The following is a 14,188-nucleotide window of genomic DNA, read 5'->3' on the forward strand; positions in this document are numbered from 1 at the left end:
AGCGGTTCGTTGCCGTTGCTGCCGATTCAGGCGCGTTTCTTCGAGCTGGACATCCCCGAGCGTCAGCACTGGAATCAGGCGCTGATGCTCAAGCCGTTGCAAGCGCTGGAGGCCACTTATCTTCAGACTGCATTGACTGCGCTGGTCGAACAGCACGACGCACTGCGCTTGGGTTTCACCCAGCAGAGCGGCCAATGGCAGGCCACCTTCGGCGCGCTGAACACTCGTGAGCTGGTCTGGACCCATGAGCTGGACAGCATCGAGCGCTTGTCCGAACTGGCCGACGAAGCGCAGCGCAGCCTGGACCTGAAAAACGGCCCGCTGCTGCGTGCCGTGCTGATCAACCTGCCACAAGGCGAACAGCGCCTGTTGCTGGTGATTCACCATCTTGTGGTGGACGGCGTGTCATGGCGGGTGTTGCTGGAAGATCTGCAACAGGCGTATCGCGCCCTGGCGCAAGGCCAGCCGGTAGCACTCGCGGCAAAGACCACGTCGCTCCAGCGTTGGGCCGAGCAATTGCAACAGTATGCGACCGGCCAGAAGCTGAACACCGAGCGCGATTACTGGCTGCAGGCCTTGCAGGGCGCAGACCAGCCGCTGCCTCGCGACAAGCCCGAAGGCACGATGCGCAATCGCGACGCGGCGCATGCCTCTTCCTGGCTGAGCCGGGACCTGACCCACAAGCTGCTGAAAGTCGCGCCCGCCGCGTACCGCACGCAAGTCAACGATCTGCTGCTGACGGCGCTGGCCCAGGTCCTCTGCGAATGGAGCCAGCAGCCCTCGGTGCTGATCCAGCTGGAAGGGCATGGCCGTGAAGACCTGTTCGACGATACCGATCTGAGCCGCACCGCAGGCTGGTTCAGCAGCCTGTTTCCGGTGCGCCTCACGCCGCAGATCGCGCCGGGTGCAAGCCTGTGCGGCATCAAGGAGCAATTGCGTGCGGTGCCCGACAAGGGCATTGGTTACGGCGTGTTGCGCTATATGGGCGAGGCGTCTTTCGCGCAGCAGTTGGCTGCCTTGCCGCAGGCGCGGGTCACGTTCAATTACCTGGGCCAGTTCGACGGCAGCTTCAACGAACACCAAGGCGCGCTGTTCGTACCGAGTGCCGACAGTTCAGGCACTGCGCTGTGCGAGGACGGGCCGCTGGGCAACTGGCTGAGCCTCAACGGTCAGGTGTTCGACGGCCAGTTGCAACTGGACTGGAGCTTCAGCCGCGAGGTGTATCACGCCTCGACCATCGACACCCTGGCGCGTCGCTACGAGCAGGCGCTGACCACCCTGATCGAACATTGCACGGCCGGGCATCAAGGCGTCACGCCTTCGGACTTCCCGCTGGCGCGCCTCACCCAGACGCAGCTTGACGAGCTGCCGATTGCTGCGGGCCAGATCGAGGATATCTACCCGCTGTCGCCGATGCAGCAGGGCATGCTGTTTCATTCGCTGTTCGATGAAGGCGTGGGCAACTACATCAATCAGTTGCGGGTGGACATTCGCGGGCTGGATGTGCCGCGTTTCCGCGATGCATGGCAGGCCGCGGTGGACAAGCACGACGTGCTGCGCAGTGGTTTTGTCAGCCAGCGCGAGCAGTCGCTGCAAGTGGTGCAGCGTCAGGTCGAGGTGCCTTTTGTCGAGCTGGATGCGCGCGGTCAGCCGGAAAGCTGGCTCGACGACTGGGCGCAGGCCGACCGTCAGCAAGGCTTCGATCTGGCGCACGGGCCATTGTTGCGCCTGGCCGTGTTGCGCACCGCCAAAGACGCGTGGCATCTGGTGTATACCAGCCACCATATCCTTATGGATGGCTGGAGCAGCTCGCGCCTGCTCGGTGAAGTGCTGCAACGCTACAGCGGGCAGATGCCAGCGAAACAGGCAGGCCGCTATCGTGATTACATTCAGTGGCTACAGCATCAGGATGCCGCCCTCAGCGAGCGTTTCTGGACTGCGGAGCTGGCGGAACTGGACGAGCCGACCCGCTTGCTGCAAGCGTTCAAGTCTTCGGCCGAGGGGCAGGGTTACGGCGACTACATCCAACTGATCGACAACGACGGCACCCGACGCCTGAACGCGTTTGCCCGCGAGCAGCGCGTCACCCTCAATACGCTGCTGCAATCGGCCTGGCTGTTGCTGCTGCAACGCTATACCGGCCAGTCCAGCGTGACCTTTGGCGCGACCGTGGCCGGGCGTCCGGCCGAGTTGCCGGGTGTCGAAGAACAGCTGGGGCTGTTCATCAACACCCTGCCGGTCATCGCCAGCCCGCGTGCCGAGCAGACGGTGGCCGACTGGGTGCAGCAGGTACAGACGAAGAACCTTGCCCTGCGCGAGCATGAGCACACGCCGCTGTATGACATCCAGCGCTGGGCGCGCAACAGTGGCGAGGCGTTGTTCGACACCATTCTGGTGTTCGAAAACTACCCGGTGTCCGAAGCCCTGCAACGTGCGCCGGACGGTCTGGCCTTCAACGACCTGCGCAATCAGGAGCAGGCGCATTACCCGCTGACCCTGGTGGTCGAGGCCAATGAGGTGCTGTCGGTGCGTTTCAGCTACGACCGCCAGCACTTCAGCGCCGAAGGCATTCTGCAACTGGCGGCGCATTTCGATCACCTGCTGCAGAGTCTCTGCGCATCGGCAACCACGCGACTCGGCGAACTGGCATTGCCAACCGCCTGGACGCAAAGCGTGCAGCGCTACCAGAGCGAGCAGTGCGCCCATCAACGCATCGAAGCCCAGGCCGAGCGCACACCGTTGGCCATCGCTCTGAGCTTCGGTGACGAGCAACTGAGCTATCAACAGCTCAACTGCCGCGCCAACCAGTTGGCCCATAAACTGCGTGAGCAGGGCGTCGGTCCGGATGTGCGCGTCGGGCTGGCCGCCGAGCGCGGCCTGGAGATGATTGTCGGCCTGCTGGCCATCCTCAAGGCCGGTGGCGCTTACGTACCGCTGGACCCGGATTACCCGCAGGATCGCTTGGGCTTTCTGATGCACGACAGCGGTATCGAACTGCTACTGACCCAGGCGCCGCTGCTTGGCAAAATGCCAATCCCCGAACAGGTGCAGACGCTCGACCTGGCTGATGCGCTGAACGGTTACAGCACGGAAAATCTGCTCAACCAGACCGCGCCGGACAACCTGGCCTACGTGATCTACACCTCGGGCTCGACCGGCAAACCCAAAGGCACCTTGCTCGCCCATCACAACCTGATGCGCCTGTTCGCGGCCACAGATGACTGGTTCACATTCAGCGAAAAGGACGTGTGGACGCTGTTCCATTCCTTTGCCTTCGACTTCTCGGTCTGGGAGATTTTCGGCGCGCTGCTGCATGGCGGCCGGCTGGTCATCGTGCCGCGCGAAGTGACCCGCTCGCCGGAAGATTTCCACGCGCTGCTGGTCGAACAGCAGGTCACGGTGCTCAACCAGACACCGTCGGCGTTCAAGCAACTGATGCGTGTGGCCTGTGATTCGTCGTTACCGCTGTCGTTGCAGAAAGTCATCTTCGGCGGCGAGGCACTGGACGTCGCCAGCCTGAAGCCGTGGTTCGACCGTTTTGGTGATCAGGCAGCGCAGTTGATCAACATGTACGGCATCACCGAAACCACGGTTCACGTGACCTACAGGCCAATAACCGAGGCCGACACGCAAAACCCGGCCAGCCCGATTGGCGAGGCGATCCCGGATTTGTCGTGGTATGTGCTGGACGCGGATTTCAATCCGGTCGCCCAGGGTTGCAGCGGCGAACTGCACATCGGTCATGCCGGTCTGGCGCGGGGTTATCACAACCGCGCGGCGCTGACCGCCGAACGCTTTGTGCCGGACCCGTTTTCCAACGACGGCGGCCGCCTTTACCGCACCGGCGACCTGGCGCGTTATCGGGCTGGTGGGATGATCGACTACGCCGGGCGCATCGACCATCAAGTGAAAATTCGCGGCTTTCGTATCGAGCTGGGCGAAATCGAAGCGCGGCTGCAAGCGCATCCGGATGTGCGCGAAGTGAGCGTGCTGGCCATCGAAGGGCAATTGGCGGCGTACCTGGTGCCTACCGAGCCTGATCAGGATCAGACAACCCTGCGTGAAACGCTGAAAAGCCGACTCAGGGCGCACTTGCCCGATTACATGGTGCCTACCCATTTCATCGTCCTCGACAGCATGCCGTTGACCGCCAACGGCAAGCTTGACCGCAAGGCGCTGCCTGCGCCGGACGCCAGTCAGTTGCAGGCCACCTACAGCGCCCCGCGAGGCGAGCTGGAGCAGCAACTGGCAGCGATCTGGGCCGATGTGTTGAAGATCGAGCGGGTCGGTCGCAGTGACAACTTCTTCGAGTCGGGCGGGCATTCGCTGCTGGCGGTGCAGATGCTCGTGCGGGTGCGCGAACAGTTGCAGCACGAGGTCAGCCTCAAGGATGTCTTCGAGCAACCGGTGCTGGCGGACTTCAGCGCCACGCTGCAGGAAAAAAATGGCGAAAGTGGCCACGCGCAGGACGAATTGACTAAATCACTGGAGGCACTCAAACGTTTATCAGCGGAGGAAATTGATAATTTGATTGCTTAGCAGGAGAGACCCCAGTGCAACAGTTGCTTGACTCCGTTAAATCGCTGTCCGCCCGTGAACGCAAGGCGCTGGCGGTGCTGCTCAAGCGTCAAGGGGTGAATCTCTACGGGGTCACGCCGATCGCAGTGCGGGAGACGCAGGTGCCGTCCGCGCTCTCCTACGCGCAGCAGCGGCAATGGATCATCTGGCAACTGGAACCGCACAGCGCGACTTACAACATTCCGCTGGCGTTGCGCCTGCACGGCGCGCTGAATGTCGAGGCATTGCGGCGCAGTGTGGAACAACTGATCGAGCGTCACGAAACGCTGCGCACCACGTTTGAACAGCAGGGCGATGAAGCGCTGCAGGTGGTGCATCCGGTGTCGCCTTTTGCGCTCGGTGTCGAGCAACTGGCGGCTGGCGAGTCCGTTGAAACGTGGGTGGATCGCCACGTGCAGCAGCCTTTCGATCTGCTGCAAGGGCCGCTGCTGCGGGTCAACGTGCTCAGGCTGAGCGGGCAGGAGCATGTACTGGTGTTGACCCAGCACCACATCGTCTCCGATGGCTGGTCGATGCCGATCATGGTCGAGGAGTTGATGCAGTTCTACCAGGCCGCCAGCCTCGGTCGCGAGGTCAAGCTGGCGCCTTTGCCGATCCAGTACGCCGACTACGCCCTCTGGCAGCGCAACTGGCTGGAAATGGGTGAACAGGAACGCCAGCTGGCGTACTGGAAGCAGCAACTGGGCGAGCAACAGCCGATTCTGGAATTGCCCACTGATCGGCCGCGTCCTGCGCTGCGCAGTTACCAAGGTGCGCGGCTTAACGTCGAGCTGGACGCTGCGCTGCTTGACGGCCTCAAGGTGCTGGCGCGGCAACAGGGCATCACCCTGTTCATGCTGTTGCTGGCCTCGTTGCAGACCCTGCTGCATCGCTACAGCGGTCAGGCCGATATACGCGTCGGCGTGCCGGTCGCCAACCGTACCCGCAGCGAAACCCAGGGGCTGATCGGCTTCTTCGTCAACACCCAGGTGCTCAAGGCCGAATTCACCATGCAGACATCCGTGGCCGAGCTGTTGCAGCAGGTCAAACACACCGCCGTACAGGCGCAGGCGCATCAGGACCTGCCGTTCGAGCAACTGGTCGAAGCGTTGCAGCCGCAGCGCGACCTGAGCCGCAGCCCGCTGTTCCAGGTGGCCTACAACCACCAGAGCGAAGGCCACAACCAGACCCGTGAGCTGGCAGGGCTGCGTCTGGAATATCAGGTGTCCGCCAAGCACACCGCGCAGTTCGACCTGACCCTCGACACCTGCGAACGCCCGGACGGCCTGACAGCCGCATTGACCTACGCCACCGACCTGTTCGACGCATCGACCATCGAGCGCATGGCCGGGCACTGGCGCAACCTGCTGAGCGGCATGTGCCGCGACGTCAACCAACGCATCGCCGATCTGTCGCTGTTGAGTATCGATGAACGGCAAGACACCCTGCGCGACTGGAACCGCGACATTGCGGTTTACCCAAGCGATTATTGTGCCCATCAACGTATTGAAACCCAGGCCGAGCGCACGCCGCTGGCCATCGCTCTGAGCTTTGGTGCCGAGCAGATGAGCTATCAACAGCTCAACAGCCGTGCCAACCAACTGGCCCATAAACTGCGCGAGCAGGGCGTTGGCCCGGATGTTCGCGTGGGGCTGGCCGCTGAACGCAGTCTGGACATGATTGTAGGGATGCTGGCGATCCTCAAGGCCGGTGGCGCATACGTGCCACTGGACCCGGATTACCCGCAGGATCGCCTGAGCTTTCTGATGCACGACAGCGGTATCGAATTGTTGCTGACTCAAGCGCATTTGCTGGGTCAGTTGCCGATTCCTGCACATGTTCAGAAGCTGGATCTGGCTGATGCGCTGGACGGTTACAGCACGGAAAACCCGGTCAACCAGACCACGCCGGACAACCTGGCCTACGTGATCTACACCTCGGGCTCGACCGGCAAACCGAAAGGCACCTTGCTCGCCCATCACAACCTGATGCGCCTGTTCGCGGCGACGGATGACTGGTTCACATTCAGCGAAAAGGACGTGTGGACGCTGTTCCATTCCTTTGCCTTCGACTTCTCGGTCTGGGAGATTTTCGGCGCGCTGCTGCATGGCGGCCGACTGGTCATCGTGCCGCGCGAAGTAACCCGCTCGCCGGAAGATTTCCACGCGCTGCTGGTCGAACAGCAGGTCACGGTGCTCAACCAGACACCGTCGGCGTTCAAGCAACTGATGCGTGTGGCCTGCGATTCGTCGCTACCGCTGTCGTTGCAGAAAGTCATCTTTGGCGGCGAGGCACTGGACGTCGCCAGCCTGAAGCCGTGGTTCGAGCGCTTTGGCGATCAAGCGCCACAACTGATCAACATGTACGGCATCACTGAAACCACGGTGCACGTGAGCTATCGACCAATCACGCTGGCCGACACGCAGAACCCGGCCAGCCCGATTGGCGAGGCGATTCCCGACCTGTCGTGGTATGTGCTGGATGCTGATTTCAACCCGGTTGCCCTGGGTTGCAGCGGCGAACTGCACATCGGCCATGCCGGTCTGGCGCGGGGCTACCATCACCGCGCCGCGCTGACCGCCGAACGCTTTGTGCCGGACCCGTTCTCCAATGATGGTGGCCGCCTCTACCGCACCGGCGACCTGGCGCGTTATCGCGCTGCCGGAACCATCGAATACGCCGGGCGTATCGACCACCAGGTGAAGATTCGCGGCTTTCGTATCGAACTGGGCGAAATCGAAGCGCGGCTGCATGCGCTCCCGGCGGTGCGTGAAGTGAGCGTGCTGGCGCTGGAAGGGCAGTTGGCGGCGTACCTGGTGCCTACCGAGCCTGATCAGGATCAGCCAACCCTGCGTGAAACGCTGAAAAGCCAACTCAGAGCGCACTTGCTCGATTACATGGTGCCTACCCATTTCATCGTTCTCGACAGCATGCCGTTGACCGCCAATGGCAAGCTGGACCGCAAGGCGTTGCCTGCGCCGGACGCCAGTCAGTTGCAGGCCACCTACAGCGCCCCGCAAGGCGAGCTGGAGCAGCAACTGGCAGCGATCTGGGCCGACGTGTTGAAACTCGAGCGGGTCGGACGCAGTGACAACTTTTTCGAGCTGGGTGGGCATTCGTTGCTGGCCACTCAGGTGATTTCGCGTATTCGTCAGCAACTGGACGTCGAGTTGTCGTTACGCGACTTGTTCGAAGCGCGTGATCTGGCGGCCTTCGCGCTGGCAGCCGGCGCAGGGCAGGGCAACGACGCGCCGCGCTTCATCAAGGCCGACCGCACGCAGCCGCTGGGGCTGTCTTACGCGCAGCAGCGTCAGTGGTTCCTCTGGCAGCTTGATCCGCAGAACACCGCGTACATTATTCCCGCAGCCCTGCGCCTGCGCGGTTCGCTGGACATCGCTGCGCTGGAGCACAGTTTCAGCGCGCTGATTGCCCGTCACGAAACCCTGCGTACGACCTTCCGCCAGCAGGGCGAGCAGGCGCTGCAGATCATCCACCCGCCACGTGCCTTGATCCTGTCTGTCGAGTCGCTGCCCAGCGGCCAGACTCTTGAAGCTTGCGTGCAGCAGGAAATGCAGCGCCCGTTCGATCTGGAGCAGGGACCGCTGTTGCGGGTCCGCTTGCTGAACCTCAACACCGATGAGCATGTGCTGATTCTGACTCAGCATCACATCGTCTCCGATGGCTGGTCGATGCCGATCATGGTCGATGAACTGGTGCGCCTTTACGAGGGCTACAGTCAGGGCCGTGAGGTGAGCCTGACCGCGCTGGACCTGCAATACGCCGACTACGCACTGTGGCAGCGGACCTGGATGGAGGCTGGCGAGCAGGCCCGGCAGCTGGATTACTGGAAGCAGCAATTGGGCGATCAGCAGCCGATTCTGGAGCTGCCCGCCGATTATCCGAGGCCAGTGGTGCAAAGCCATGCCGGTGCGCGTCTGGCAGTCGAGCTTGAGCCTGCGCTGATCGATGGCTTGAAGCAGGTTGCGCGGCAACAGGGCGTGACTCTGTTTATGCTGTTGCTGGCCTCATTCCAGAGCCTGCTGCACCGTCACAGTGGCCAGTCGGATATTCGCGTCGGCGTGCCGATTGCCAACCGCAACCGCGCTGAAACCGAAGGCCTGATCGGCTTCTTCGTCAACACACAGGTGCTGCGCGCCGAGTTTGACGTGCATACGACGTTCAATGAGTTGCTGCAGCAGGTCAAATACACCGCCCTGCAAGCCCAGGCGCATCAGGAGCTGCCATTCGAGCAACTGGTCGAAGCCCTGCAGCCACAGCGCAGCCTTAGCCACAGCCCGCTGTTTCAGGTGATGTTCAATCACCAGAGCCAGGCCAGCGCCGACGTCCGCGCGCTGCCCGGTCTGCAGGTCGAAGCGCTGCTGCCGGACAGTTACCCGGCGCAGTTCGACCTGACCCTCAACACTGCCGAACATGACGGTGGCCTGAGCGCTGGCCTGACCTATGCGACAGCGTTGTTCGACCCGCGCACCATCGAGCGCATGGCCGGGCACTGGCTGGCCTTGTTGCAGGCCATCTGCGCCAATGCCGCACAGCGCATTGCCGAAGTGCCGATGCTCGACGTGGCTGAACGGCAGCAGATTCTTCACGACTGGAACGCTACCGCTGCAGACTTCCCCAACGAAGCCTGCCTGCACAGCCTGATCGAAGCCCAGGTGCGCGCCACGCCGGACGCACCGGCGCTGGTTTTCGCCACTGAACAACTGAGCTACGTACAGCTCAACGCCCGCGCCAATCAGCTTGCGCATCGCCTGCGTGAGTCGGGCGTTGGCCCGGACGTATTGGTGGGCATCTGCGTCGAGCGCAGCCTGGAACTGGTGATCGGTCTGCTGGCGATCATCAAGGCCGGTGGCGCCTACGTGCCGCTGGACCCGGACTACCCCGAGGATCGTCTGGCCTACATGATGCAGGACAGCGGCATCGGTTTGCTGTTGACCCAGACGGCGCTATTGGCGCGTTTGCCGGTTCAGGTACAGAGCCTGTGCCTGGATCAGGACGGCGACTGGCTGGAGGGCTACAGCACCGCCAACCCGGTCAACCTCAGCCATCCATTGAACCTGGCTTATGTGATTTACACCTCCGGCTCAACCGGCAAACCCAAGGGCGCGGGCAACAGTCATCGTGCGCTGGTCAACCGTCTGCACTGGATGCAGAAAGCTTACAAAATTGATGGCAGCGATACCGTTCTACAGAAGACGCCGTTCAGTTTCGACGTGTCGGTCTGGGAATTCTTCTGGCCGCTGATGACCGGCGCGCGTCTGGCCGTGGCGCTGCCGGGTGATCACCGCGACCCCGAGCGGCTGGTGCAGACCATCCGCGAGCATCAGGTCACGACGCTGCACTTTGTGCCGTCGATGCTGCAGGCGTTCATGACTCATCCCCAGGTGGAAAGCTGTGACACGCTGCGCCGAGTGGTATGCAGCGGTGAAGCACTGCCTGCCGAGCTGGCCGCTCAGGTGATTAAGCGTTTGCCGCAGGCCGGTTTGTACAACCTGTACGGTCCGACCGAAGCAGCCATCGACGTGACCCACTGGACTTGTAGCGCCGACGATATCCTCAGCGTGCCGATCGGGCAGCCGATCGACAACCTGAAAACCCATATCCTCGACGACGGTCTGCTGCCAGCTGCACAGGGCGTGGCGGCGGAGTTGTACCTGGGGGGCGTCGGTCTGGCGCGTGGTTATCACAACCGTGCAGCACTGACGGCCGAGCGTTTCGTGCCGGACCCGTTCGACGAGCAGGGCGGCGGCAGGCTGTACCGCACCGGCGATCTGGCGCGTTATCGCGACGCAGGTGTTATCGACTACGCCGGGCGTATCGACCATCAGGTGAAGATTCGCGGCTTGCGCATCGAACTGGGCGAAATCGAAGCCAGCCTGCTGGAGCACGACAGCGTTCATGAGGCGGTGGTGATCGACGTTGAAGGCCCGTCCGGCAAACAGCTGGCGGCGTATCTGGTGGTCGGGCACCACGACGATCAGTTGCGTGATGCGCTCAAGGTCTGTCTCAAGGAATCGCTGCCGGATTACATGGTGCCCACGCATTTCATCGTGCTGGACAGAATGCCGCTGAGCGCCAACGGCAAGCTCGATCGCAAGGCACTGCCTAAGCCGGACGCCAGCCAGTTGCAGCGCCAGTACGTCGCACCCTGTACCGAGCAGGAACAGCAGATGGCGGCGATCTGGGCCGATGTGCTGAAAGTCGAGCGTGTCGGGCTGAGCGATGATTTCTTCGAGCTGGGTGGTCACTCGCTGTTGGCGACGCAGCTGATTTCCAGAATCCACACCGGCCTGGGAATCGACATTCCGCTGCGCCTGATCTTCGAGAAACCGCAACTGAACGAATTTATTCAGGCCTTCGCCGGCAGTGGCCTGTCGCTGACCGAGGACGGCTTGTCCGATATTGAAAAAATGATGAATGAAATGGCGGGTATCTGACATGGACAAGTCTGCAGCAGAGCGTATTGCCCAGCGTTTCGTCGGCCTGCCCGTCGAACGGCGGCGCCAGATCCTCGCCAAAATGCATGAGACCGGACAGAGCTTCAAACTGCTGCCCATCGCCGTGACCCGGCATGCCGCAGCGCGTATTCCGCTGTCTTACGCGCAGCAGCGCATGCTGTTCCTCTGGCAGATGGAGCCGGGCAACGCAGCCTACAACGTGCCTTTGGCGGTGCGTTTGAAAGGCGCACTGGACCGGCAGGCGCTGAGCGCAGCGCTGGAGCGGCTGGTGCAACGCCATGAAACCCTGCGCACCCGCTTCGTTTCAGAGGATGGCGTGTTCTATCAGGAGATTCTCGAACAGGCTACAGTCGCTCTCGAGTTCGCGTCGGTGGCGCCCGCAGACATCGAGCAGCAGGTGCGCGCCGAGTTGCAAAAGCCCTTCGACCTGCTGAGCGGCACGCTGCTGCGGGTCAAGCTGTTCCAACTGAGTGAAAGCGAACACGTACTGACCGTGTGCATGCATCACGTGGTGTCCGATGGCTGGTCCGGCGAAGTGCTGATTCGCGAGTTCGTGCAGTTGTATCAGGCTCAGGTATCCGGACAGCCGATTTCGTTACCCGAGCTGGCGATTCAGTACGCAGATTACGCGATCTGGCAACGCGCCTGGCTGGAGGCCGGGGAGGGCGAGCGGCAGCTGGACTACTGGAAACAGCAGTTGGGCAGCGAACATCCGTTGCTGAGCCTGCCACTGGATCATCCGCGTCCGCTGCAACCGAGCCATCGCGGTGCGATGGTGCGCGTCGACCTGCCGCAGCAATTGTCCACGCAACTGAAAAGCCTGGCGCGCAACAATGGCCAGACCCTGTTCATGGTGACGCTGGCGGCGCTGTCGGTGGTGCTGTCGCGCTTCAGCGGGCAGTCCGACATCCGCATCGGCGCACCCAATGCCGGGCGCACCCGCAGCGAGCTGGAAGGGCTGATCGGCTTTTTCATCAACACTCAGGTGCTGCGCGTGCAGGTGGATGAGCGGCAGAGCTTTGCCGAGCTGCTGGATCAGGTCAAGCAGGTGGTGACGGGCGCGCAGTCGCATCAGGAACTGCCGTTCGAGCATCTGGTGGATGCCTTGGCACCGGAGCGCAATCCGGGCCACAACCCGCTGTTCCAGTTCAAGATCAATCAGCACGTGCTGGCGGCCGATGGCAGCGGGCAGCGCGTGTCGGGCCTGACGGTCGATGAGTTCCCGATGGGCAGCAGCGATGCGCGTTTCGATCTGGCCTTCGACTTCACCGACACGCCCGAAGGGATACGCGGTTATTTCACCTACGCCACCGACCTGTTCGAAGCGCAGAGCATCGAGCGTATCGCCGAAGCGTTGCGCAGCGTGCTGCAAGCACTGGTCTCGGACACCGACCGGCGTCTGGCCGATCATCCACACGCCGTATCGTCGCCGGTCGCCGAGCAAACCCAGGACGTTGCCTGCCCCGATTTCCTCAGCCTCTGGCAACAGGGCCTGCGTGCCGGGCGTGGCAAGACTGCGTTGCGTGTGGGTCAGCAGGTGTTGAACTTTGACGAGCTTGAGACACGCAGTAACCAGTTCGCCCGCTACCTGCACGCCCAGGACATCAAGCCGGGCATGACCGTCGCGCTGTGTCTGGACCGCTCCGTGGAATGGGTGGTCAGCCTGCTGGCGGTGCTGAAACTGGGCGCGGTGTACTTGCCGCTGGACAGCGCGCAACCGTTCGAGCGCTTGCAGCAACTGGCCCGTGACAGCGGCGCGGTGCTGCTGGTGCATGCACCCGATGATGACAAGGCCGCGCGGTTGGGCGTGTGCCCGGTGCTGGCGTTCGATGCTGCGCTGTGGGCCGCTGTCGATAGCGGGGCGCTGGATGTTCGGGTGCTGTCTGAGCAAGCGGCGTACATCATCTACACATCCGGCTCCACCGGGCAGCCCAAGGGGGTGGTGGTCAGCCACGGCGCGCTGGCCAACTATGTGCAGGGCGTGCTTGAGCGTCTGGCGTTGAATGAAGGGGCGAGCATGGCGATGGTGTCGACGGTCGCTGCCGACCTGGGGCATACGCTGTTGTTCGGTGCGCTGGCGTCCGGCCGACCGCTGCACCTGCTGTCGCACGAGCAGGCGTTCGACCCTGACGGTTTTGCGCGTTACATGGCCGAGCATCAGGTTGAAGTGCTGAAAATCGTGCCCAGCCATTTGCAGGGTCTGCTACAGGCCGCCAACCCGGCGGACGTGCTGCCTGGGCAAGTGCTCATTCTGGGTGGCGAGGCCAGCGCCTGGGCGTTGATCGAGCAGGTGCGTGCGCTCAAGCCGGGCTGCCGGATCATCAACCACTACGGCCCGACCGAAACCACGGTCGGTATCCTGACCCACGAAGTGGCCGGGCACCTCAGTGCCTGCCGTAGTGTGCCGGTCGGTCAGCCGCTGGCCAACGGCAAAGCGCGGGTGCTGGACGCTTACCTCAATCCGGTGGCCGAACGGGTGGCCGGTGAACTGTATCTGGGCGGTCGCGGGCTGGCGCAGGGCTATCTGGGCCGTGCGGCAATGACCGCCGAACGCTTTGTGCCGGACCCGGACGCCAACGGTCAGCGTTTGTACCGTGCAGGCGACCGTGCGCGTTGGGTGGATGGCGTGCTGGAATACCTCGGCCGTGCTGACGATCAGGTGAAAATCCGCGGTTACCGGGTCGAGCCGGGCGAGGTCGGCCAGCTTCTGCAAACCCTGGAAAACGTGGCCGACGCCGTGGTGCTGGCGCAGCCGCTGGAAAGCGATGAAACACGTCTGCAACTGGTGGCCTATTGCGTCGCGGCAGCCGGCACGAGCCTCAACGTCGACAAACTGCGTGAGCAACTGGCGGCGCGCTTGCCCGAGTATCTGGTGCCCGCGCAGATCATGCTGCTGGACAGTCTGCCACTGACCGCCAACGGCAAGCTCGACAAGCGCGCCTTGCCCAAGCCTGGCATGGTCAAACAGCGCTACACCGCGCCAGTCGGCGAGATCGAGGAAAAGCTCGCCGCCGTGTGGGCGGATGTCCTCAAGCTGGAACAGGTCGGCAGCACCGACAACTTCTTCGAGCTGGGCGGCGATTCGATCCTCAGTCTGCAGATCATCGCCCGCGCCAAGCGTCAGGGCATCAAGCTCAGCCCCAAGCAATTGTTCG

General features: G+C 62.7%; 3 protein-coding genes. All 3 read left to right on the forward strand.

From position 1 onward, the window contains the following. A partial coding sequence (locus BT119_RS01690) for a non-ribosomal peptide synthetase (protein WP_139271351.1) occupies window positions 1–4,539 on the forward strand: 4,539 nt, incomplete at its 5' end. A gap of 14 nt (window positions 4,540–4,553) precedes the next feature. After that, window positions 4,554–11,012 carry a non-ribosomal peptide synthetase gene (locus BT119_RS01695; protein ID WP_072364612.1) on the forward strand — a complete coding sequence of 2,153 codons (6,459 nt, stop codon included), beginning with the start codon at window positions 4,554–4,556 and terminating at the stop codon, window positions 11,010–11,012. Between the two features lies 1 nt (window position 11,013). Continuing rightward, on the forward strand, window positions 11,014–14,188 hold a 3,175-nt coding region (locus BT119_RS01700), incomplete at its 3' end, for a non-ribosomal peptide synthetase (RefSeq protein WP_175550543.1).

It is taken from the genome of Pseudomonas sp. NFACC10-1 (assembly GCF_900119195.1).
In the GTDB taxonomy this organism is placed as follows: domain Bacteria; phylum Pseudomonadota; class Gammaproteobacteria; order Pseudomonadales; family Pseudomonadaceae; genus Aquipseudomonas; species Aquipseudomonas cerasi.